Here is a 21424-nt window from a genome sequence, read left to right on the forward strand (position 1 = left end):
GCTGCTAGCGCAGCCCGGTCTCGCGCTGCAGCGCGAGCGTCAGCAGCCGGTCGACCAGGGCGCCGTAGTCGAGCCCCGTCGCGGCCCACATCTGCGGGAACATCGACAGCGGTGTGAAGCCCGGCATGGTGTTGAGCTCGTTGACGACGAGCGAACCGTCGGGCATGAGGAAGAAGTCGACGCGGGCCAGGCCCTCGCAACCGACCGCGGTGAAGGCGCGGGCGGCCATGGCGCGCATGCGCTCCTGGACGCCGTCGGGCAGGATCGCCGGGACGTCGAGCTCGGTGTGCTCCTCGGGGAGGTACTTGGCCTCGAAGTCGTAGAACTCGTGCTCGCCGGTGATCCGGATCTCGGCGGGCAGGCTGGTGTCGACGCCGCCGTCGAGGGCCTCCAGGACGCCGCACTCGACCTCGCGCGCGCCCTCGGCGGAGACCTCGACGAGGACCTTGGGGTCGTGGGCGAGCGCGCCCTCGAGGGCTGCGTCGATCTCGTCGGGGGTGTGGGCCTTGGCGATGCCGATGCTGGAGCCGCCGCGGGCGGGCTTGACGAAGAGCGGGTAGCCGAGCTCGGCGACGCGCTCGCGGACGGCCTGGGGGTCGGCCTTCCACTCGCGGGCGGTGACGGTCTCGCTCGGCATGACGGGCAGGCCGGCGTCCTTGAGGACGACCTTCATGAACGCCTTGTCCATGCTGACGGCCGAGGCGAGGACGCCGGAGCCGACGTAGCGGACGTCGGACATCTCGAACAGGCCCTGGATGGTGCCGTCCTCGCCCCAGGGGCCGTGCAGGAGCGGGAACACGACGTCAACCTCGCCCAGCGCACGGGGGGTCTCGGCGGGCTCGCTGACGACGAGACCGGTGCCGTCGTCGGTCGGGGCGAGCGCGACGGGGGCGCGGTCGCCGTCGACGGACGGGAGCTGCCCCGGACCGGTGATCCGGTGGCGCTGGGGGTCGTCGGCCTCGAGCACCCAGCGGCCGTCGGTCGCGATGCCGACGGGTACGACGTCGTACTTGTCGCGGTCGATGGCCTGGAGCACGCTCCCCGCGGTCACGCACGAGATGGCGTGCTCGCTGGAGCGGCCGCCGAAGACGACAGCGACGCGGATACGGCGGCCAGTGGGAGCGTTCATCGCGGAAGACCCTACCTTTGGGGCATGACCGGCCCCACGTTGCGCCCTGCCACTCTCGCCGTGACCGCCGGACGTCCCCCGCACGAACCCGACGAGCCGCTGAACGTGCCGATCACGATGACATCGACGTACGTCGCGACGGGCGAGCTGGAGTACGGCCGCTTCGGCAACCCCACCTGGACGGCCTTCGAGGACGCCCTCGGCGCGCTGGAGGGCGGCCGGGCACTGGCCTTCGCCTCCGGCATGGCCGCGGTCACCACCCTGCTCGACCTGGTCGGCCAGGGCAGCAGCGTGATCGCGCCCCGGCACGCCTACAACGGCACGGTCGCCGCGCTCGCCGACGCCGAGGCCCGCGGCCGGCTCCGCGCGAACCTCGTCGACATCACCGACACGGCCGCCGTCGTCCAGGCGATGCACGACGACGAGGACTGCGCCTTCCTGTGGCTGGAGTCCCCGACCAACCCGGCGCTCGAGATCGCCGACATCCCGGCCCTGGCCGCGGCCGCGCGCGAGCTGGGCATCCGCGTGGTCGTCGACAACACCTTCGCCACTCCCCTGCTCCAGCAGCCGCTCTCCGACGGCGCGGACATCGTGCTGCACTCGGCCACCAAGTACATCGCCGGCCACAGCGACGTACTGATGGGGGCCCTGGTGGTCGCCGACGACGAGGTGCACGACGCGCTCAAGGCCCGCCGCAGCCTCGCCGGCTCCACCCCGGGCCCCTTCGAGACCTGGCTGGCCCTGCGCGGCCTGCGCACCCTCCACGTCCGCCTGGAGCGCGCCTGCGCCAACGCCGCCGAGCTCGCCCGCCGCCTCGCCGAGCACCCCTCGGTCGCGGAGGTCCGCTACCCGGGCTTCGGCGCCATCGTCGCGCCGGTCCTCGAGGGCGGCGCCGACGCGGGCGACTTCCTGGTCCGCGCCACGTCGCTGTGGGTGCACGCGACGTCGCTGGGCGGCGTGGAGTCGACGTTCGAGCGGCGCCGGCGCTGGAAGCTGGAGGCCGCGACGATCCCCGAGGGGCTGGTCCGGCTCTCGGTCGGCATCGAGGACGTCGACGACCTGTGGGACGACCTCAAGCAGGCGCTCGACCGGATCGACGCCTAGAGCGTTCCCGCCGCGCTCAGCTCAGCTCGGCCTTGGTGTCGCGGCTGATGAACGCATCCATCAGCTGCGCCGTGGTCAGCCGCCCGAGGACGACCTCGTCGACGGCGTCCACGATGGGCGTCTCGACGCCGGTCGCGGCGGCGAGCGCGCGCAGGGACGAGCAGGACTTGGCGCCCTCGGCGACCTGGCGGGTGGAGGCGTAGATCTGCTCGACGCTCATGCCCTGGCCGAGCTTCTCGCCGAAGGTGCGGTTGCGCGAGAGCGGCGAGGAGCAGGTGGCGACGAGGTCGCCGAGGCCGGCCAGGCCCATCAGGGTGAGGGGGTTGGCGCCCTGGTTCATCGCGAGGCGGGCGGTCTCGGCGAGGCCGCGGGTGATGAGCGAGGCGGTGGTGTTGTCGCCGAAGCCGAGGCCGACGGCCATGCCGACGCAGAGGGCGACGACGTTCTTGTAGGCGCCGCCGAACTCGCAGCCGAGGACGTCGACGCTCGTGTACGGGCGGAAGGCGGGCGAGTGGACGCGGGCCTGGAGGAGGTTGGCGACGTCCTCGTCGGCGCACGCGACGACCGAGGCGGCGGGCTCGCGGCGGGCGATCTCGCGGGCGAGGTTGGGGCCGCTGACGACGGCGATCCGGTTCGGGCTGATGTCGCCGACCTCGGCGACGACCTCGGACATGCGCTTGAGGGAGCCGAGCTCGACGCCCTTCATCAGCGAGACGAGGACGGCGTCGTGGTGGATGTACGGCAGGAAGGTCGGCAGGTTCTCGCGCAGGGACTGCGACGGAACGGCCAGGACGACGACGTCCGCGCCCGCGAGCGCCTGCTCGGGGTCGTGGGTCGAGGTGATGGTGCGCGGGAGCTCGATGCCCGGCAGGTAGTCGACGTTCTCGTGCTGCTCGTTGATCGCCGCGGCGACCTCCTCGCGGCGGGCCCACACCGAGACGTCGTTGCCGGCGTCGGCGAGGACGATCGAGAACGCCGTGCCCCACGAGCCGGCGCCGAGCACCGCGACCTTGTTGCCACCCATCAGTTCGCCTTCTTCTTCTTGAAACGGTCGCCGCGCACGGCCATGTCGTAGCGCTCCGCCGGCGCGGTCTCGCCCCGGACCAGCTCGAGCTGGTGGGTGATGGCGTCCATGATGCGGTCGGTGGCCTGGTTGACGATCGCGGAGGTGCGCGGCTCCTGGGCGCGCAGGTCCGCGAGGTCGACCGGCGGGCCGACCCGCATGGTGACCTTGTGCCGGGGCACCAGGTGCGGCCGCTTCGTGTACGGCGCCAGGATCTCCTGCGCTCCCCACTGACCCACGGGGATGACCGGGCAGCCCGTCTCCAGCGCGATCCGCGCGGCACCGGACTTGCCCTTCATCGGCCACATGTCGGGGTCGCGGGTGATCGTCGCCTCCGGGTAGATGACCACGCACTCCCCCGCCCGTACGGCGTCCACCGCGGCCGCGTAGGCGCCCACGGCGTCCTTGGTCTCGCGCTTGACGGGGATCTGCCCGGCACCGCGCAGGAAGTAGCCCAGCACCTTGTTGTCGAAGAGCCCCGACTTCGCGAGGTAGCGGGGCTTGTAGCCGTGGTCGTAGACGAGGTGCGCGGCCGTCAGCGGGTCCGCGTGGGAGATGTGGTTGAGCGCGATGATGAACCCACCCGTCTCGGGGATGTTCTCGCCGCCGATCCACTCACGCCGGGTCGTCGCGAGAAGGGTGGGCTTGAGGATGGGCACCGCGATGTTGAAGGCCCAGCCCCGCTTCTCCTGCAACTTCCGAACCGTCACGAGGATGCAGGTTACCCGTCAGTGACGCCGACCACTTGAGGGCACGGCATTGTTTGCCTGGGAGGATTCCAGGGTGTTCACGCGTTCCGGCGGCTTCGCCGTGCTGCTGCCGGTGAAGTCACCCGGCACCGGCAAGTCCCGCCTGACCTCGCTCGACCCCGACGAGCGCGCGCGGTTGGCGGCGGCGTTCGCCACGGACGTGGTCGATGCCTGCCTCGCCACCGACGGTGTCGCCGGGGTCCTGGTGGTCAGCGACGACGCCGCCTTCGCGTCCTCGCTGGCGGCCCGGGGGGCCGAGGCGTGCGCGGATCCCGGCGGCGGCCTCAACGCGGCGCTGCGCCACGGCGCGGACGTCGTACGGCGGGCGCGGCCGGACCTCCAGCCCGTCGCCCTGTGCGCGGACCTGCCGGCGCTGCGTCCCGCCGATCTGGCCTCGGCACTGGCGTTCGCCGGCGCCCAGGCCGGCGCCCCCTGCTTCGTGCGCGATGCCGACGAGACCGGGACCACCCTCTACACCGCGCGGTACGACGACTTCGACCCGCGCTTCGGCGTCGACTCGGCAAGCGCCCACACGAGCGCCGGAGCACGGCCCGCGCCGGGCGAGCTCCGCACCCTGCGGCGCGACGTCGACGACGCCGACGGTCTCGCCGACGCCATCGCGATCGGTCTCGGCGCGGCCTCGCAGAAGGTCGTCGCACCATGACGAACGGGCCGCACTCCCGAGGGAGTGCGGCCCGTTCGTGAGGACGGAGGAGGCGTCAGGCCTTCTTCGCGGCCTTCTTGGCCGGAGCCTTCTTGGCGGGGGCCTTCTTGGCCGGAGCCTTCTTGGCCGGAGCGGCCTTCTTGGCAGCGGGAGCCTTCTTCGCGGGCGCCTTCTTGGCCGGAGCCGCCTTCTTCGCGGCGGGAGCCTTCTTCGCGGGCGCCTTCTTGGCCGGAGCCGCCTTCTTCGCGGCAGGAGCCTTCTTGGCCGGAGCCTTCTTGGCCGGGGCGGCCTTCTTGGCGGCGGTCGCAGCCTTCTTCGCCGGAGCAGCAGCCTTCTTGGCGACGGAGGCGGCGGCCTTCTTCGCGGGGGCGGCAGCCTTCTTGGCGGGCTTCGGCAGGGCCGGAAGCTTCTTCGCGCCGGAGACGACGTTCTTCAGGTCGGCGCCGGCGCTGAACTTCGGAACCGACTTCTTCTTGGTCTTGACCCGCTCGCCCGTCTGGGGGTTGCGGACCCAACGGGCGTTGCGAACGGCCTTCTCGAAGGAGCCGAAGCCCGTGATGGCGACCTTCTCGCCCTTGGCGACCTGGCGCGTGATGGTGTCGAGGACCGCGTCGAGAGCGTGGGCCGCGTCCTTGCGGCTGCCCTCGAACCGGTCAGCCAGCGTGTCGATCAACTGAGACTTGTTCACTACCTGTCCTTCCGAAACGCACCGCCTGCGCGTCCCTGGATGATGCGGCTGAGCCCACGCCCAGCCGTCCTTTCATGGGAACGCTAGGCACTAGCACGCACACTCACAATCACCACGCCGATGTTCTTGCGTGTTTTTTCGCGATTTCTGGGGTATTTCGGCCTTTTCAGGGCTTTTGGGCCACTGCGCCGGGCCAGAGGCGGTCCAGCGCGCGCCGGCCGCCGATCGAGAAGTCGAACTGCACGAGACGCAGATCGGCCAGCAGTTGAGCGGTTTTCGCGTCCAGGTCGGACTCCTCGATCCGCTCTCCGGACGGGTCCAGCATGCGTCCTTGCTGCAGTGCGCTGACGCGTTCGTGGAGCTTGCCGAGCATCGCGAGGTACGGCGGCACCGGTGCGTCCGCGACGTCGTACAGCAGGGGCAGGAAGAACGCCGGGCTCGTGGTCGGGATCGTGCGTGCGCGGTTGTGCCCGGGCTCGCTGCTCCAGATGAAGAAAGGCGTGCGGTAGAGCGAGATCCCGGTGTTCTGGTGCTTGATGTCGGAGTCGTAGATGCCGGGCAGGTGGTCGCCGTAGAAGAGCACGATGGTCTTCTCGCGCTTCTTCTCCAACGTGTCGAGGAACTCGTCGAGTGCTTCGTCGGTGTGCTCGAGACCCCGTGCGTACTGGCCGATCTTGTCGTCGTCGCTGCCCGAGACCCCGATCGGATCGTCGTAATTGCCGTCGACGGGAATGTGGTTCTGCATCGTGACGAGGTTCACCATCAGCGGACGATCGTGCTCGTCGATCTGCGCGAGCACCTCGTCGAACGCCGAATGGTCCGAGATGTAGGGGTTGTCGTCGATCGTGTCGGTCTCGCGGATCGTCGAGTCGTGGATGAACGACTGGAAGCCGAAGCGCTCGTAGACCTGCTCGCGCTTGTACATCCCCACCCGGTAGGGGTGAACGGCGATGGCGTCGTGTCCCTGGGCCCGGAACCAGCCCACGGCCGAGGGATAGTCGGCGTGCTCGGGCACGAGCATCTGGTACGGCGAGAGCATCTGCGGCCGGAACAGCCCCAGGGACTGGCCGGTCAGGGTCTCGAACTCCATGTTGGCCGTGCCGCCGCCGTACATCTGGGAGAGCATGTGGCCCGACGTCGTGCCCGCCATCCGCGCCCGGGTGCGCGGGATGGGGTCGCGCTCGAGGTCGAAGCCCTCGAGCTCGGTGGGATCGGTGAACGACTCGCTCAGCACGATCACGACGTTGGTGTCGTCGAGGGAGCCGGTACGTCCGGCGTTGGTGCGTGCGGCCAACCGCTCGTAGCGATCGGCGATCTCGTCCATCCGCGCGTCGTCGTAGTCGTCGGGCTCGGCCATCGCGTCGACCGGCATGTTGAAGAGGAAGCCGCCGATGAAGCCGTTGGAGCGGTAGTTCGTCTTCTGGTTCCAGTAGCGCCAGTGCTCGCCGCGCGCCTCGTACATGCCGCGCCACAGGTTGCCCGGCTGGTTGAACTGACCGGCCTGCGCGAGCAGCAGGAGCGCCACGACCCCCACCAGGACACGGCTTCCGGCGAGCACCCACGCATGGGGCCGGGGCAGGTCGCGCAGCCGCGGCCGCGGGTAGCGCCGCGCCATCCGGCGCCCCAGGAGCACGCCGCCGACGACCACGCCGGCGATCGCGGCGACGGCCAGCACCAGCAGCGCCGGCGACACCATCGAGGTCAGGAAGCCCGGCTCCCGCAGGAAGTCGACGTCGCTCGGGTAGACCGGCTCCTCGCGGTACTGGATCTTGACGAGGGTCGCGACGCCGACCGCGAGCACGATCGCGAACACCACGCCGATCGCCCACCACAGCCGGCCGAGCACGGCCCACAGCAGGCCGAGGAACAGCCAGATCACGAGGGTGTCGACGTAGAAGCCGACGCCGAAGATCAGCTGGTCGCCCAGCCAGCGGATGCTGAACAGGCCCAGCGTCGAGGCCTGGAGGAGGACCGAGGCGACCACCGCGGCGAGGAGGCTCCCGAGGAAGCCGCGCCGGAGCACCTCGCGCGGTGGAGCGGGGACGTCGGGTGCATCGGCCGTGTCCTCAGGGGGCTCCTCGTCCGCGCGGTCCGCACGAACGAGAAGGGACACGAGATGAACAGTATCTGTCCATCCCATGTCCCTTCATCGGGATTCGTCCCTAGGGGACGCAGATCACGCGTGCTGGGTGACCGGCTTGAACGTGGGCCGGCCCGCCTCGTACGCCGCGATGTCGTCGGCGTGACCGAGCGTGATGCCGATGTCGTCGAGGCCCTCGAGCAGGCGCCAGCGGGTGTAGTCGTCGATCTGGAAGGTGACCTCGATGTCGCCGGCCTTGACCGTGCGGGCCTCGAGGTCGACGGTGATCTCGGCGCCCGGGTCGGCCTCCAGGTAGGCCCAGATCCGCTCCACGTCGGCCTCGTCGAGCTGACCCGCGACCAGGCCGGCCTTGCCGGAGTTGCCGCGGAAGATGTCGGCGAAGCGGGCGGAGAGGACGACCTTGAAGCCGTAGTTCTGCAGGGCCCAGACGGCGTGCTCGCGCGAGGAGCCGGTGCCGAAGTCGGGGCCGGCGACGAGGACCGAGCCCGCGGCGTAGGCGTCCTTGTTGAGCACGAACTCCGGGTCGTTGCGCCAGGCGGCGAACAGGCCGTCCTCGAAGCCGGTGCGCGTGACGCGCTTGAGGTAGACCGCCGGGATGATCTGGTCGGTGTCGACGTTGCTGCGTCGCAGCGGGACGCCGACGCCGGTGTGGGTGGTGAACTTCTCCATGGTCAGACTCCCTTTCAGACCGTGGCCGGCACGAGGTCGGCGGGCGAGGACAGGGTGCCGCGCACGGCCGTCGCGGCCGCGACGGGCACCGACACCAGGTGGGTACGACCGCCCTTGCCCTGGCGGCCCTCGAAGTTGCGGTTGGACGTCGAGGCGCTGCGCTCCTGGGGAGCGAGCGTGTCGGGGTTCATGCCCAGGCACATCGAGCAGCCCGCGCCGCGCCACTCGGCGCCGGCCTCGATGAAGACCTTGTCCAGGCCCTCCTCGATGGCCTGGAGGCGCACGCGCACCGAGCCGGGGACGACGAGCAGGCGGGTGCCCTCGGCGACGTGGTGGCCCTTGATGATGTCGGCGGCGAGGCGCAGGTCCTCGATCCGGCCGTTGGTGCAGGAGCCGACGAAGACCGTGTCGACCTTGACCTCGCGCATCGGCGTACCGGCGGTCAGGCCCATGTACTCCAGGGCCTTCTCGGTCGCGATCTTGTCGGTCGGGTCGGTGTAGTCGTCGGGGCTCGGGACGTTGGCGCCCAGCGGGACGCCCTGGCCCGGGTTGGTGCCCCAGGTGACGAACGGCGTCACGTCGGCGGCCTCGATGACGAGCTCGCGGTCGAAGGTGGCGTCGGCGTCGGTGACCAGCGTCTTCCAGTGGGCGACGGCGGCGTCCCAGTCGGCGCCCCGGGGGGCCTCCGGCTTGCCCTCGATGTAGTCGAAGGTGACCTGGTCGGGCGCGATCATGCCCGCCTTGGCGCCCCACTCGATGGACATGTTGCAGACCGTCATCCGGCCCTCCATCGAGAGCTCCTCGATGGCCTGGCCGCGGTACTCCACGATGTAGCCCTGGCCGCCGCCGGTGCCGGTCTGCGCGATCAGGTAGAGGATCAGGTCCTTGGCGGTGACGCCCTCGGGCAGCGTGCCGTTGACGGTGACGGCCATGGTCTTCGGCTTGGCCTGCGGCAGCGTCTGGGTGGCGAGCACGTGCTCGACCTCCGAGGTGCCGATGCCGAAGGCGATCGAGCCGAATGCACCGTGGGTGCTGGTGTGCGAGTCGCCGCACACGATCGTCATGCCAGGCTGGGTCAGGCCCAGCTGCGGGCCGACGACGTGGACGATGCCCTGCTCGATGTCACCGAGCGGGTGCAGCCGGACGCCGAACTCCTCGGCGTTCTTGCGCAGCGTGTCGACCTGGGTCTTGCTCACCGGGTCGGCGATCGGCTGGTCCCAGTCGAGCGTGGGGACGTTGTGGTCCTCGGTGGCGAGGGTCAGGTCGGGACGGCGTACCTTGCGACCAGCGAGGCGCAGTCCGTCGAAGGCCTGCGGGCTGGTGACCTCGTGGATGAGGTGGAGATCGATGTAGAGGAGGTCCGGCTCCCCCGGGGTCGAACGGACGACGTGCTCGTCCCACACCTTCTCCGCCAGGGTCTTGCCCATGACTCGCTCCTCCTCGTTCGGGTCGCCGACGGCACCACTGCCGCCGACCGTGATCGAGCCTACTCTTGCATCCCAGATCCCGAGACGGCAGTATTGCCATATGGACAACTCGAGCGGCGTCGGCGTACTCGACAAGGCGGCCCTGGTGCTCACCGCACTGGAGTCCGGCCCGGCCACCCTGGCAGGCCTCGTGGCCGGCACGGGCCTGGCCCGCCCGACGGCGCACCGGCTCGCCGTCGCGCTCGAGCACCACCGTCTCGTGGCCCGCGACATGCAGGGCCGCTTCGTGCTCGGCCCGCGCCTGGCCGAGCTGTCCGCCGCCGCCGGCGAGGACCGCCTGCTCGCGACCGCCGGCCCGGTGCTGGCGCGGCTGCGCGACATCACCGGCGAGTCCGCCCAGCTCTGGCGGCGCCAGGGCGACCACCGCGTCTGCGTGGCCGCCGCCGAGCGCCCCTCCGGCCTGCGCGACACCATCCCGGTCGGCTCCCAGCTCACCATGCGTGCCGGCTCCGCCGCCCAGGTGCTGCTCGCCTGGGACGACCCGGAGCGCATCCACCGCGGCCTGCAGAACTCCGCCTTCTCCGCCGCCGAGCTCTCCGCCATCCGCCGCCGCGGCTGGGCGCAGTCGGTCGGCGAGCGCGAGCAGGGCGTCGCCTCGGTGTCGGCCCCCGTCCGCTCCCCCGGCGGCAAGGTCATCGCCGCCGTGTCGGTGTCGGGTCCGCTGGAGCGGCTCTCGCGCCAGCCCGGCCGGATGCACGCACCTGCGGTGCTCGCCGCGGCCGAGCGGCTCTCGGAGTCGCTGCGCCGCGCGGCGGCGGAGTAGCACTCAGCGCACGGCGTCGCGCCCGGCCTCCAGGAACGCCGCCACCCGCGCGGCGAGCTCGGCCGGCGCGTCCTCGGGGACGAACGTCCGCGCCCGCGCGATGACCTCGAAGCGCGCATCGGCCATGCTCGCGGCCAGGCGCCGGCCACCGCGCCGCGAGAACCACGGGTCCGAGCCGCCCCAGATCACCAGCACCGGCCGGGCGAAGCCGCGCAGGGCGCGCGCCGCGCGCAGGGTGTGCCGCGGCCGGGTCCCGCGGAAGAACCGGACGAGCTCGCTGCGCACCTCGGCGTCGGAGAGCATCGGCTGCAGGTAGGAGTCGAGGATCTCCGGGGGCAGCGGCGTCCGGGCCACCGACCAGAAGAAGGGCCGGTGCACCAGCGGCCGGCGGAAGGCCCGCGCGATCCGGTCCCCCGCGCCCGGAAGCGCCGCGGCCCAGCGCAGCGGCTTGAGCCAGCGCGGCGGGAACTGCAGGTACTGGTCGCACGAGGTGAGCACCAGCCGGTCGATCCGCTCCGGGTACGCCGCCGCGAACATCTGGCTGATCGCGCCGCCCGCGTCGTTCGCGACGATCACCACCCGGTCGAGGCCGAGCGCGTCGAGGAGCTCCTTGATGAGGACGACGATCCCGGGCGGCGTGACGTCCGCCTGCGGCCCCAGCGGATGCCGGTGCGATCCCAGCGGCCAGTCCGGGCTGATCAACCGGTAGCGGCCGTGCTCGGCGAGCAGCGGCACCACGTGCCGCCACAGGTCCGCATTGGCGAGGCCGCCGTGGACGAACACGACCGGCACTCCCTCTCCTCGCTCGCGAAGGGCGATCGGCCCCTGCGGGAGGACGACGACCCGCTCGGCGCCGAGCGCCTCCGAGACCGCCACGTCAGCGCGCTCCGCCGTCGCGACCGGCCCGCCCGGCCCGGCGCTCGGCCCGGACGAACGCCAGCGCCACCCGGGGCGCCAGGACGAGCGCGCGGATCCGCGCCCGCCACGACTCCGCCGGCCGTACGACGAGGAACGTCTCGGCCCGGTGCTCCACGACGAGCCCCTCGTCACCGAACGTCCACGACTCGATGCCGCGGCACGCACCCCCGCCGGTGAAGGTGCCCTCCCACCGGTTGACCACCGTGGTGGGCGAGACCGCGACGAGCGACTTCGTCACCCGAAGACCGCGGCCGCGCCCGGCGCCGAGCACCACCTGCCACGCGCGCTCGACCGCGTCGCGCCCGTGGTGCCACGCGACCGCACCGTCGGTCACCAGCTCGAGGCTGGCGTCGGCGGCGTAGACCCGCGCGGCGCCCGCGGCGTCGTAGGCGTTGGTCAGCCGCTCCGCCTCGGCGATGAAGGCGGCCGCGCCGTCGGGCAGCACGGTCCGGGGCGGTGCGGGGGTCCGGCTCGGAGAGGTCGTCATGGTCGGGAGCTCCTTTTGCAACGGTTACAAGAACTCGGAAAGTAGTCCTTCGGCCAACTTTTTGCAATGCTTGCAAGATGGATCCCCGGACCCGCCGCACCCGCGAGGCGCTGCTCGCCGCCGCCGAGCGGCTCTTCCTCGACCGGCGCCTCGACGACGTGACGCTCGACGAGATCGCGGCCGAGGCCGGCGTCGCGGTCGGCTCGGTCTACAACCACTTCGGCTCCAAGGCCGGGCTCCACGCGGCCGTCGTCGAGCAGGCCCTCGACGTCGACCGGGCCCACATGGACCGCGCCTACGTCGACGGCGAGCGCCCGGTGGACCAGATCCGCGGCGCGGCGCACGAGTACCTCGCGTTCGCGCTGGCCCACCCCGAGCACTTCCGGATGCTGGCCGCTCCCCCGGAGCCCGGCCGCTACCCGGCCGGACGACGGACCGCCGACGAGCTCGCCCGCCGGGTCCGCGAGCAGAACCAGCGCCTGGTCACGGCGATCACCCACGGCATCGCGGCCGGCGAGCTCCGGCCGGTCGACCCCGAGCTGACCGCGACCGCGCTGTGGGCGGCCTGGAACGGCATCATCGGGCTGGCCTGGCGCCCCGACGCCCTCCAGCACGGACCCGACGAGCTGCGCGACCTACTCGACGTCGCGACGGACATCGTCGAGCAGGGACTCCTCGCCCGCTAGGGCGTCCGCCCCGGAGCCAGAAGAGCTAGAAGAGGGCGTCCTGCAGCGGCTCCGTCTCGAGGTCGAGCAGCAGCTGCTTGCGGTCGAGCCCGCCGGCGTAGCCGGTCAGCGTCCCGTCGGCCCCGATCACCCGGTGGCACGGGATGACGATCGGGATCGGGTTCGCGCCGTTGGCCGTGCCGACCGCGCGCGAGGCGGCGTTGGTCTTGCCGAGCCGCGCCGCGATGTCGCCGTACGACGCGGTCTCGCCGTAGCCGATGCCCAGCAGCTGGGCCCACACCGAGCGCTGCCAGGCACTGCCGGCGGGCGCCAGCGGCAGGTCGAACTCGGTGCGCTCGCCGGCGAAGTACTCGGCGAGCTGCTGCGCCGCCGCGACGAGCACCGGGTGGTCCGCGCCCTCGACGCCGAGGGGGCGGGCGCCGTCGCGGAAGGGCGAGAACTCGATGGCGGTGATCGCGCCGTCCTGCTCGACCAGGCGCAGCGGTCCGATGGGCGATTCGATGACGGTCCACATGGCGGGGCTCATCCTTCCAACGAGGTCCACAGGTGCAGGAGGGCGTAGGAGCGCCACGGCGCCCACGCCTCGGGGTCGACGACGGCTCCGTCGTGGCGGGCCAGCGCGTTGCGGACGCCGACGTCGGTCGGCAGCCACACGTCGGGGTGGCCGAGCGCGCGCAGCGCGATGTAGTCGGCCGTCCAGGGACCGATGCCGGGCAGCGCCACCAGGTCCCGGCGTACGTCGCCCCGGTCGGGCCCGCGGTCGAGCACCAGGTCGCCGGCCGCGATCGCCGCGGAGAGCCCGATCAGCGCCCGGCCGCGGGCCCGCGGCATCCGGAAGTCCTCGGGATCGAGCGCCGCGACGGTGGCCGCGTCGGGGAACAGGTGGGTCAGCCCCGCCACGCTCGTCGTGACCGGACGGCCGTGCGCCGCGACGAGCCGGGCCGCCGCCGTCCGGGCGGCCACCACGGTGACCTGCTGGCCGAGCACCGCGCGGACGGCGATCTCGGCACCGTCGACGTGCCCGGGCACCCGCAGGCCAGGACGCGCGGCGACGAGCGGACGCAGCAGCGGATCGGCGGACAGGTGCTCGTCGACGGCGACCGGGTCGGCGTCCGCGTCGAGCATCGCCCGCATCCGGGCCAGGGCGGCCGCGGTGTCGCGCAGGTCGTCGAGCACCAGTCGCAGCGGCACGTACGACGACCCGACCGCGTCGAGGTCCGCGAGGTCAACGCGCGCGACCCCCGGTCCGTGCGGGAGGTCGAGCGTGCGGGCGTACCAGCCGCCGCCGTCGGCACCGACCTCGGCGACCTCGACGCCGGGGACCGCGCGGTCGGCGAGGAAGCGCAGCAGCGCGCTGCCGCGGAACGGCGTGCGGACCGCGATGCGCAGGTCGATCGCGCCGGGGACCGGGCCGGGCACCGGCGCCTTGCGCCCGCGCAGCTCGCTGGGCGTGGCGGCGTACACCTCGAGCATGGTGTCGTTGAACTGGCGCACGCTGGAGAAGCCCGCCGCGAACGCGACGTCGGCGAGGCTGAGCGTCGTGCTCTCGACGAGTGCCCGTGCCGTCTGGGCGCGCTGGGTGCGCGCGAGCGCCAGCGGACCGGCGCCGAGCTCGGTCGTGAGCAGCCGTCCGAGGTGGCGCGAGGTGTAGCCGAGCCGAGTCGCGAGCCCCTCGACGCCCTCGCGGTCGACGACGCCGTCGGCGATGAGCCGCATCGCACGCCCGGCGACGGTCGCGGCGAGGTTCCACTCCGGGCTGCCGGGCGTCGCGTCGGGCAGGCAGCGCTTGCACGCGCGGTAGCCGGCGGACTGCGCGGCGGCGGCCGTGCGGTGGAACGAGACGTTGCGCGAGGCCGGGGTGCGAGCCGGGCAGGACGGGCGGCAGTAGATGCCCGTCGTCCGGACCGCCGTGTAGAACACCCCGTCGAAGCGGCGGTCCCGCGACTGCACGGCCGTGTAGCAGCGCTCGAAGTCGAGGCTCTCGGCGGTCGTCATGGCTCCATCCTGCCGGGGTCCACCGACACTCTCTCGCGGAAATCGGACATGACGGTCGAGACCGGGATCACAGTCTTCCGGGCTGGCCTCCCTCTCGCGAAGTAGTTAGGTTTGCCTTACCTTATTTCTCCGCCTCAGGAGGCACTCCATGCGCGAGCTCCGGGTCGCCGTCGTCGGCGCCGGGCCGGCCGGCATCTACGCGGCCGACATCCTCACCCGCGACCACCCCGGCGCGACCGTCGACATCATCGAGCGGCTGCCCGCGCCGTACGGCCTGGTCCGGTACGGCGTCGCGCCCGACCACCCGCGCATCAAGGAGATCATCAAGGCCCTGCACCGCGTGCTGAGCCGCGACGAGATCCGCTTCCTCGGCAACGTCGACTACGGCACCGACCTCAAGCTCGACGACCTGCGCCGGTTCTACGACGCGGTGATCTTCGCGACCGGCGCGGTCGCGGACCGGCCGCTCGACATCCCCGGCATCGACCTGCCGGGCTCGCACGGCGCGGCCGACTTCGTCTCCTGGTACGCCGGCCACCCCGACGTCCCGCGCACCTGGCCGCTCGACGCCGAGTCGGTCGCCGTCATCGGCGCCGGCAATGTCGCGCTCGACGTCGCCCGGATGCTCGCCAAGCCCGCCGACGAGCAGCTCACCACCGAGATCGCCGCCAATGTGTACGACGGCCTGCGTGCCAACCGCGCCCGCGACGTCCACGTCTTCGCCCGCCGCGGCCCGGCGCAGATCAAGTTCTCCCCCATGGAGCTGCGCGAGCTGTCCCACTCCCCCGACGTCGACGTGATCGTGCACCCCGAGGGCTTCGAGATCGACGAGGCCGGCCAGCAGGCGATCAGCGGCAACAAGGGCACCCGCCTCGTCGTCGACACGCTGCTGCGCTACCTCGAGACCGAGCCCACCGGCGCCGACCACCGGATCCACCTGCACCTGTGCCAGGCGCCGGTCCGCGTCATCGGCGCCGACCGCGTCGAGGGCCTGCGCACCGCGCGCACCGAGCTGCAGGGCGACGGCACCGCGCGCACCACCGCCGACTACACCGACACCCCCGTGCAGGCGGTCTACCGCGCCGTCGGCTACCTCTCCACGCACCTGCCCGACGTGCCCTTCGACCACGCCGCGGGCGTCGTACCGCACGACGCGGGGCGGGTCCTCGGCCTCGACGGCGTCGCGATGCCCGGCACCTACGTCACCGGCTGGATCAAGCGCGGCCCGATCGGCCTGATCGGGCACACGAAGTCCGACGCCGCCGAGACGATCACCAGCCTCCTCGCCGACGTGGACGGCATCCCCCGCCCGGAGATGCCCGCCCGCAGCGCCGTCGTCCAGCACCTCGCCGCCCGCGGCGCCGAGGTCGTCACCTGGGACGGCTGGCAGCTCCTCGACGCTCACGAGGCCGCCCTCGGCGCCGCATCCGGCCGCGACGCCGAGCGGATCAAGGTCGTCCCGCGCGAGGACATGCTGCGCCACGCTCGTCGCTGAGGTCTCCCGCCCGGCCGCCGGTTCTGCCACCCTGACGGGATGGCGGATGCTCCCCTGAACCCGATCGACCTGCTGCTCAAGTCCCAGCAGGCCGCGCTCAAGCTCACGAGCGACGTCCTGCGGACCGTGCGCGACACCGCGGTCACCGGCGTCACCCAACCCGACGAGCTCGCGAAGCAGGTCGGCGACCTCGCGGGCGCGGTCGCCGGCATGGCCACCGGCATCACCGGCCTCGCCGGCGCCACCGCCCAGCCGCTCCAGGACTTCATCGTCCGCCAGCGCGAGCTCGCCGACACCGTCCACACCCTCGCCGAGGCGCAGGCCGAGCTCGCGGGCGTGGTCGCCTCGCTCGCCGAGCGGCACGCCGAGGCGGTCGCGGCGCTGGAGAAGGTCACCGCGCCGATCTTCGCGGTCGTGGGGACCGAGCCGACGGCGCCACGGACGCGGGCGGCGAAGCAGAGCGCGGCGGCGCGCGCGAAGGACCCGAAGGCCCCGAAGGACTAGTCCGCGGGAGCCACCCCGGCCGGCGGCACCGGCCCGACCGGATCGACCGGGTCGTCGTCACCGGGCAGCGCGTGCCGCGGTGCGCCGGGGATCGCGGCGTACCCGTCGTCGCGGCGCACACCGACCGCGACGCCCTCGATGCCGCTCGCCGCGACCGGCCCGAGGATCCGCGAGTCCATCGCCCGCGAGCGGTTGTCGCCGAGCACGAACACCTCCCCCTCCGGTACGACGACCGCCGCGAACGGTTCCGTGGGCAGCCCCGCCAGGTAGGCGTCGGCGCTCGGGCGCCCGTCGACGAGCACCCCCGCGCACGTCCCGTCGGGGCGTGCCGGACAGCTCACCGTCGCGCCACCCACCGCGATCACCCGGGTCAGCAGCGGGACCGGCACCTCCGGGACCGAGATCCGCACGACATCGCCGGGCGCAGCGGTGAGGTCGCGGTCGAAGGTCACCGACTCCCCCATCGCGACCGCCGGGTCCATCGCGTGGCTCGGTTGGCGCTCGTCGTAGTAGGGCCCCGCGCCGATCCGCCCGGCGCCCCACGAGACGCCGAGGCCGACGACGACCACACCCGCCGCGATCACCGTACGGCGCCGGCGGGTGCGGCGCGCGCCGCGCACGGCCCGGGCGGCCAGGCCCGCCGGTGCGCTGATGTCGCCGCCCGCGGCGGCGGCCAGCGTGCGGAGCTCGGTCTCGACCGGCGTCGTCATGACATCGCCTCCAGGGAGTCGTCGAGGCGGCCGCGCAGGCTGCCGAGGGCGCGCGAGAGGTTGCTGCGGACCGTGCCGGCAGCGCAGCCCATGATCCGCGCGGTCTCCGCCTCGCTGAGGTCCTCCACCACGCGCAGCACGACCGTCGCGCGCTGCTTGGGCGGCAGGCTCGCGAGCAGGGCGTCGAGCCGGCGGCGGGCCGCGACGGCGTCGGCCGGGTCCGCGACGGTGGCCCGACGCTCGGGCTCGACCTCCTCGGCCGGGGTGGGCACGAGGTGGCGGCGGCGACCGCGGTCCCGGGCGAGGTTGACCAGGATCGTGCGCGTGTAGGCCTCCGGCGTCTCGGTCCGGTGCCAGTGCCGGGCGAGCCGGGTCAGCGCCTCCTGCAAGGCGTCCTCGGCCTCGCCGTGGTCGAGCACCAGGAGCCGGGCGAACCGGAGGAGCCGGTCGCCCGCGGCGGCCACGAACGCCGTGAACGCGGCCTCGTCCTGGTCTCTCACACCCAGGTAGACGAGAGCCGCGACGGAATCGTTGCACGGAGCGGCCGACGTCCACCCCGACCCGGACCCGTAGGTCCTGGTCGCGGTGGCGTCGGCCGCCCGTGCTGCAGCACCAGGATCAGCGGCGGACCACCTTGACCTTGGTGGTGGCGACCGCCCGCGCCAGGTGGGCGCTGCCCAGGTAGGTCACCTGCACCGTGTGCTTGCCCTTGCGGAGCTTGGGCAGGAAGAGCGTCACCTTGCCGTTGGCGGCGACGGCACGCGAGGCGACCAGACGGCCGTCCACGCGGACCAGGACGGTGCCGGAGATCTTGGCACCGGGCGCCGCGACGACGACCTTGAGCTTGGCCCGCTTCTTCGGCGTCACCTTGGCGGTCTTGATCTCCGCGGTGAGCGTCGAGGCGGCCTTGGCCACCTTGAGCACGGCGCTCGACGAGACGCTCGGGGCGAAGGCGGCGTCGCCGCCGTACTCGGCGGTGAGCACCTTGTTGCCGGCCTTGGCGAAGGCGGTCACCGGGATCGAGGCGACCCCGTTCTCGTCGATCTCACCCGAGCCGACGACGGTGGCTCCGTCGCGGAGGGTGACCACGCCCGAGGGCACCGGCTGGTCGCCGGCTCCGGTCGCGGTGACCTCGACCTGGGCCTTGACCCCCGTCGCACCGACCTTGGTGGTCGCCGGGCTGAGGGTGAGGGACGTCGCACTGGACGCGAGCGGCTCCTCGTAGCCGACCTCGGCCTTCCACGAGCGGTAGTTGCCCTCCTTGCCCGGGACGAAGTGCCGCTCGACGTTGCCGCGGCTGTCGACGGTGATCCAGCGGACCTCCGCACCGGCGTCGACCTTGAGGCGGGCGCCGAGGGTGTTGCGGAGGCCGTCGGCGTCGTACCGCTCCGAGGAGAGGTTCGGGACGGTGCCGTCGAGCGTGTAGAAGATCGCGGCCGGCTCGTTGGTCTCGAACTGGACGTTGACCTTGCCCGGTGCGGACGGCGCCGCGGTCACCGCGACCGAGGAGACCGGCGGCACCTCGTCGCGCTCGTGGTCGAGCGCGACCCGGGCCATCTCGATGAGGCCGTTGGCGAACTCCTGGCTCTCCGCGTGGGCGGAGGCGCCCTTGGGATCGGCGTTCTCGAAGGCGGGCTGGAACGTCGTGCCGACCTCGAAGTCCCAGGCGTAGATGCCGTACTTGTACCAGAGCATGTCGCCGGAGTTCCCGGCCGCCGAGTAGAGCACGTCGACGACCTGCCCCGTCTTCGCAGGCGTGACGCTCAGGCCACGGTGCCGCTTGATGGCGGTCAGGATCCGCGAGGAGGCGCCCCAGAACAGGCCTTCCTCCTCGAGGGTCGGGACGGGCGCGGTCTCGCGCCCGGCCGTCTTGTACGACGCCGGCGACCACATGAAGTAGTTGCCGGAGCTGTGCACGTTCATCGAGAACGTCATGTTCGGGTGCGCCGCGACCCAGTCGACGTTGCGCGCCTCGGGCTCGGACATCTCGGCCGGGCCCGCCGACGTACCGCTGGTGCAGCTCGTGGTGGACGCGCCGCTGTAGCCGTCGAACGCGCTGTAGGTGTCGTAGTTGCGGTTGACGTCGACGCCCCACGAGTTGCGGGAGGCGAAGTCGCCGGTGGTGTCGAGACCGCAGTAGCGGGTCATGTTCTTGCGCTGGCTGTTGAAGTCGTAGAACGAGTAGTGGCCACCGTCGGGGTTGACCGACGGGAGGATCCAGATCTCCAGGTTGTCGACCAGGTCGCGCGTGCCCTCGTGGGTGGCGTAGTTGCGGAGCAGGCGCTCGGCGGTCTCGATCGTCACCAGCGGCGGCACCCACTCCCGGGCGTGCTCCTGGGCGTAGTAGAAGACACCGGGCTTCGAGCCGTCGCGCACCTTGCCGATCTTGATGGCATAGACCTGCTGGGGGTCGTGGGAGATCGACGCCGGCGCGTTGAGCCCGTCGCTCAGCGCGGTCGTGGCGACCGGCGCGATCACTCCGGAACCCGTGTTGCCCCGGTAGGTGTAGGCCTTCACCAGGGCTCCGGCGGCCGGGCTGGCGTTGATCATGGCCACCGCCTGGGCGGCCGTGGTGGTCGGTGCACCGGCGGGGTCGGTGGCCAGGCTCAGCGTGATCGCCTTGCCCGTGACGGCGACCGAGGCCGCTGACGTGGGTGCCCCCGGGTCGACGACCGTGATCGTGATGTCGTTGCCGCCCTCGTGACCCCAGGCCAGCGAGTCGAGACCGACGCGCTGGGACATCGCCGTCGCGTTGTTCGCCGTCGGGCCGACCATCGCCTGGGCGACGCGCCGGTAGCCGTTGGTCTTGTACGGCAGCTCGACGATCTCGGCGAGGTTCGGGTAGGTCTCGGCGAGCTGCTTGATCCGGTCGTAGAGCTGGGTCGGGTCGAGGTAGGACTGGATGTAGTCCTCCTGGTAGCCCGGGCCCTTGAACGGGTCGGCCTCACCGGGGTTGGTCGGCAGCCAGTCGCGGACCTTGAAGATCGCCACATCGCCGCTGGGGCTGGTGATCCGGACCCGGTCGGGCCGCGTCGTGAGGCCGGCCGAGCTCGCACCGGTGTGGTACATGTACACGCCCGCGTCGATGAACGGCGGGATCGTCTGGGTGCCGCCGCTGCCGAACTCCGTGCCGGGGCCGCTGTCCCGCTCGACGGTGAGCGTCGGGACCAGCGCGCCGTTGGCGACCTGGGCCTCGACGGCGAGCGTCGGCGTACCGAACGACGTGAAGTAGTCGGCGCGCAGGATCTTGACGTCGCTCGTGTCCGGGTCGGTCGCCTCGGCGTCGAGCTGGTCGGCGCTCTGCTGGTGCTCCTCGATCGTGGCGTCGCGCTCGGCGACCACGGCCTCGGTGTCCGCGGCGGTCAGCAGCGTCGGGCCGACCTTGAAGCCGAGCGCCTTGAGCTGCTTGACCTCGCCGGGCGTGACGACGGCGTTGACCGCCAGGCCGTCCTCCTCCTGGTGGACGCCGTGGTCGAGGTCGACGCCGGTCGCGACGAGGCGGTCGAGCTCGGCGGTGCCCGGGACGACGATCTCGACGACCTGCGGCGTCTCGTCGGCGCTCCGGTCGAGCACCGGGTCGTCGGGAGCCGCCTGGCTGCGCGGCGCGGGCGCCGCGGTGGACTCGCTCGGCAGGACGCCGACGACGAGCCCGAACAGCGCCAGTCCGGCAGCAGAGGCCGCCCAGCGCCTTTTTCTCAGATGTGCTGATGAAGTCACGATGAAACCCTCGGGGTGGGGGACGGGGGGGGTTGCGCCTCGCGAATGTGAGGGGGATCACAAAAGGCGTGCGCTCACCCAAGCGGCCCCGGCCGGGCTCGTCAACCGTCCGCCCGCGCCGTCCCGCCGTTCCTGGACGAATGGCGCGCAAAGGCGCGCCCGGGAGAGCCAGGCGTCCAGCCCGAAAACGCACTCGGGCCCGGTCCTGATGGACCGGGCCCGAAGCTGTACCCCCGACCGGATTCGAACCGGCGCTACCTACGTGAGAGGCAGGCGTGCTAGGCCGCTACACAACGGGGGCAATGTCGCTGCGTTGACCCCGAGGGGGTCTCTCAACGACCTGCGGAACTCTAGCGATCTTGTCCGTTCGGCGCCAAATCGGCGCTTTCTCGGGCCTTCTCGCGAGAACTCGCTGGTCTACTAGGACTCGAACCTAGACTAACTGGACCAGAACCAGTCGTGCTGCCAATTACACCATAGACCACTGCTGCATCG

Annotated in this window: 20 protein-coding genes and 2 tRNA genes; 6 read left to right on the forward strand and 16 right to left on the reverse strand. The window is 72.2% G+C overall.

The features are described from left to right. Positions 1 to 4: 4 nt before the first annotated feature. The gene (locus tag M0M48_RS15620) at positions 5 to 1129 is read right to left on the reverse strand and encodes a D-alanine--D-alanine ligase family protein (RefSeq protein WP_215817243.1); all 1125 of its coding nucleotides are present in this window, start codon (positions 1127 to 1129) and stop codon (positions 5 to 7) included. 24 nt (positions 1130 to 1153) lie between these two features. On the opposite strand from M0M48_RS15620, the gene M0M48_RS15625 reads away from it, so the two are divergent. Further along, entirely contained in the window at positions 1154 to 2233 is a 1080-nt protein-coding gene (locus M0M48_RS15625) for a trans-sulfuration enzyme family protein (RefSeq protein WP_215817244.1), read from the forward strand. A gap of 16 nt (positions 2234 to 2249) precedes the next feature. Here M0M48_RS15625 and M0M48_RS15630 read toward each other — a convergent pair whose 3' ends face one another. Both M0M48_RS15630 and M0M48_RS15635 read right to left on the reverse strand, forming a co-directional pair. Beyond that, positions 2250 to 3257, reverse strand: coding sequence for an NAD(P)H-dependent glycerol-3-phosphate dehydrogenase (locus tag M0M48_RS15630; RefSeq protein ID WP_257751839.1), 1008 nt, complete (start codon positions 3255 to 3257; stop codon positions 2250 to 2252). Further along, entirely contained in the window at positions 3257 to 4006 is a 750-nt protein-coding gene (locus M0M48_RS15635) for a lysophospholipid acyltransferase family protein (protein WP_257751840.1), read from the reverse strand. The genes M0M48_RS15630 and M0M48_RS15635 overlap by 1 nt, the downstream gene beginning before the upstream one ends. A gap of 73 nt (positions 4007 to 4079) precedes the next feature. Here M0M48_RS15635 and cofC point away from each other — a divergent pair, with 73 nt between their 5' ends. Continuing rightward, positions 4080 to 4709 (forward strand): 2-phospho-L-lactate guanylyltransferase, encoded by a 630-nt coding sequence (gene cofC / locus M0M48_RS15640; RefSeq protein ID WP_257751841.1) that lies wholly within the window; start codon positions 4080 to 4082, stop codon positions 4707 to 4709. 55 nt (positions 4710 to 4764) lie between these two features. Here the strand turns inward: cofC and M0M48_RS15645 are convergent, their stop codons facing one another. From M0M48_RS15645 to leuC, 4 genes are all read right to left on the reverse strand, one after another. Continuing rightward, positions 4765 to 5397 (reverse strand): HU family DNA-binding protein, encoded by a 633-nt coding sequence (locus M0M48_RS15645; RefSeq protein ID WP_215817248.1) that lies wholly within the window; start codon positions 5395 to 5397, stop codon positions 4765 to 4767. Between the two features lie 166 nt (positions 5398 to 5563). Next, on the reverse strand, positions 5564 to 7510 hold the full coding sequence (locus M0M48_RS15650; protein ID WP_257751842.1) for an LTA synthase family protein: 1947 nt from the start codon (positions 7508 to 7510) through the stop codon (positions 5564 to 5566). Positions 7511 to 7573: 63 nt separating this feature from the next. Next, positions 7574 to 8167 (reverse strand): 3-isopropylmalate dehydratase small subunit, encoded by a 594-nt coding sequence (leuD, locus tag M0M48_RS15655; protein ID WP_215817250.1) that lies wholly within the window; start codon positions 8165 to 8167, stop codon positions 7574 to 7576. Positions 8168 to 8181: 14 nt separating this feature from the next. Beyond that, entirely contained in the window at positions 8182 to 9594 is a 1413-nt protein-coding gene (gene leuC / locus M0M48_RS15660; protein WP_257751843.1) for a 3-isopropylmalate dehydratase large subunit, read from the reverse strand. Between the two features lie 100 nt (positions 9595 to 9694). Between leuC and M0M48_RS15665 the strand changes: the two genes are divergently transcribed. Next, positions 9695 to 10417 (forward strand): IclR family transcriptional regulator, encoded by a 723-nt coding sequence (locus M0M48_RS15665; RefSeq protein WP_038680330.1) that lies wholly within the window; start codon positions 9695 to 9697, stop codon positions 10415 to 10417. A gap of 3 nt (positions 10418 to 10420) precedes the next feature. Here the strand turns inward: M0M48_RS15665 and M0M48_RS15670 are convergent, their stop codons facing one another. Further along, positions 10421 to 11293 carry an alpha/beta fold hydrolase gene (locus tag M0M48_RS15670; protein ID WP_257751844.1) on the reverse strand — a complete coding sequence of 291 codons (873 nt, stop codon included), beginning with the start codon at positions 11291 to 11293 and terminating at the stop codon, positions 10421 to 10423. 1 nt (position 11294) lies between these two features. Then, positions 11295 to 11822 (reverse strand): nuclear transport factor 2 family protein, encoded by a 528-nt coding sequence (locus tag M0M48_RS15675; RefSeq protein WP_257751845.1) that lies wholly within the window; start codon positions 11820 to 11822, stop codon positions 11295 to 11297. A 77-nt stretch (positions 11823 to 11899) separates the two neighbouring features. Here M0M48_RS15675 and M0M48_RS15680 point away from each other — a divergent pair, with 77 nt between their 5' ends. Next, on the forward strand, positions 11900 to 12508 hold the full coding sequence (locus M0M48_RS15680) for a TetR/AcrR family transcriptional regulator (RefSeq protein WP_257751846.1): 609 nt from the start codon (positions 11900 to 11902) through the stop codon (positions 12506 to 12508). Between the two features lie 25 nt (positions 12509 to 12533). Here M0M48_RS15680 and M0M48_RS15685 read toward each other — a convergent pair whose 3' ends face one another. Both M0M48_RS15685 and M0M48_RS15690 read right to left on the reverse strand, forming a co-directional pair. After that, positions 12534 to 13022 (reverse strand): methylated-DNA--[protein]-cysteine S-methyltransferase, encoded by a 489-nt coding sequence (locus M0M48_RS15685; protein ID WP_257751847.1) that lies wholly within the window; start codon positions 13020 to 13022, stop codon positions 12534 to 12536. Between the two features lie 8 nt (positions 13023 to 13030). Beyond that, on the reverse strand, positions 13031 to 14503 hold the full coding sequence (locus tag M0M48_RS15690) for an AlkA N-terminal domain-containing protein (RefSeq protein ID WP_215817256.1): 1473 nt from the start codon (positions 14501 to 14503) through the stop codon (positions 13031 to 13033). 148 nt (positions 14504 to 14651) lie between these two features. On the opposite strand from M0M48_RS15690, the gene M0M48_RS15695 reads away from it, so the two are divergent. Together M0M48_RS15695 and M0M48_RS15700 are read left to right on the forward strand one after the other, a co-directional pair. Beyond that, positions 14652 to 15998 carry an FAD-dependent oxidoreductase gene (locus M0M48_RS15695; protein ID WP_257751848.1) on the forward strand — a complete coding sequence of 449 codons (1347 nt, stop codon included), beginning with the start codon at positions 14652 to 14654 and terminating at the stop codon, positions 15996 to 15998. 39 nt (positions 15999 to 16037) lie between these two features. Next, positions 16038 to 16502 (forward strand): hypothetical protein, encoded by a 465-nt coding sequence (locus tag M0M48_RS15700; protein ID WP_257751849.1) that lies wholly within the window; start codon positions 16038 to 16040, stop codon positions 16500 to 16502. Here M0M48_RS15700 and lepB read toward each other — a convergent pair. The 5 genes from lepB to M0M48_RS15725 form a co-directional block, all read right to left on the reverse strand. Then, positions 16499 to 17212, reverse strand: coding sequence for a signal peptidase I (gene lepB, locus M0M48_RS15705; RefSeq protein WP_257751850.1), 714 nt, complete (start codon positions 17210 to 17212; stop codon positions 16499 to 16501). The two genes, M0M48_RS15700 and lepB, sit on opposite strands and share 4 nt — an antisense overlap. After that, the gene (locus M0M48_RS15710) at positions 17209 to 17712 is read right to left on the reverse strand and encodes an RNA polymerase sigma factor (protein ID WP_215817260.1); all 504 of its coding nucleotides are present in this window, start codon (positions 17710 to 17712) and stop codon (positions 17209 to 17211) included. The genes lepB and M0M48_RS15710 overlap by 4 nt, the downstream gene beginning before the upstream one ends. A gap of 118 nt (positions 17713 to 17830) precedes the next feature. Next, positions 17831 to 20929, reverse strand: a complete 3099-nt coding sequence (locus tag M0M48_RS15715) for a M14 family zinc carboxypeptidase (RefSeq protein WP_257751851.1) — start codon at positions 20927 to 20929, stop codon at positions 17831 to 17833. Positions 20930 to 21157: 228 nt separating this feature from the next. Further along, positions 21158 to 21230, reverse strand: a tRNA-Glu gene (locus M0M48_RS15720). A 111-nt stretch (positions 21231 to 21341) separates the two neighbouring features. After that, positions 21342 to 21413 (reverse strand) — tRNA-Gln (locus M0M48_RS15725). Positions 21414 to 21424 lie beyond the last annotated feature (11 nt).

Source organism: Pimelobacter simplex (genome assembly GCF_024662235.1).
Lineage (GTDB): Bacteria > Actinomycetota > Actinomycetes > Propionibacteriales > Nocardioidaceae > Nocardioides.

What these genes read in the sequence shown, in the direction of transcription:
- M0M48_RS15620 (WP_215817243.1), bottom strand. Translation starts at nt 1,129, where the DNA reads ATGAACGCTCCCACTGGCCGCCGTATCCGCGTCGCTGTCGTCTTCGGC.
- M0M48_RS15625 (WP_215817244.1), top strand. Translation starts at nt 1,154, where the DNA reads ATGACCGGCCCCACGTTGCGCCCTGCCACTCTCGCCGTGACCGCCGGA.
- M0M48_RS15630 (WP_257751839.1), bottom strand. Translation starts at nt 3,257, where the DNA reads ATGGGTGGCAACAAGGTCGCGGTGCTCGGCGCCGGCTCGTGGGGCACG.
- leuD (WP_215817250.1), bottom strand. Translation starts at nt 8,167, where the DNA reads ATGGAGAAGTTCACCACCCACACCGGCGTCGGCGTCCCGCTGCGACGC.
- leuC (WP_257751843.1), bottom strand. Translation starts at nt 9,594, where the DNA reads ATGGGCAAGACCCTGGCGGAGAAGGTGTGGGACGAGCACGTCGTCCGT.
- M0M48_RS15665 (WP_038680330.1), top strand. Translation starts at nt 9,695, where the DNA reads ATGGACAACTCGAGCGGCGTCGGCGTACTCGACAAGGCGGCCCTGGTG.
- M0M48_RS15675 (WP_257751845.1), bottom strand. Translation starts at nt 11,822, where the DNA reads ATGACGACCTCTCCGAGCCGGACCCCCGCACCGCCCCGGACCGTGCTG.
- M0M48_RS15680 (WP_257751846.1), top strand. Translation starts at nt 11,900, where the DNA reads ATGGATCCCCGGACCCGCCGCACCCGCGAGGCGCTGCTCGCCGCCGCC.
- M0M48_RS15685 (WP_257751847.1), bottom strand. Translation starts at nt 13,022, where the DNA reads ATGTGGACCGTCATCGAATCGCCCATCGGACCGCTGCGCCTGGTCGAG.
- M0M48_RS15690 (WP_215817256.1), bottom strand. Translation starts at nt 14,503, where the DNA reads ATGACGACCGCCGAGAGCCTCGACTTCGAGCGCTGCTACACGGCCGTG.
- M0M48_RS15695 (WP_257751848.1), top strand. Translation starts at nt 14,652, where the DNA reads ATGCGCGAGCTCCGGGTCGCCGTCGTCGGCGCCGGGCCGGCCGGCATC.
- M0M48_RS15700 (WP_257751849.1), top strand. Translation starts at nt 16,038, where the DNA reads ATGGCGGATGCTCCCCTGAACCCGATCGACCTGCTGCTCAAGTCCCAG.
- lepB (WP_257751850.1), bottom strand. Translation starts at nt 17,212, where the DNA reads ATGACGACGCCGGTCGAGACCGAGCTCCGCACGCTGGCCGCCGCCGCG.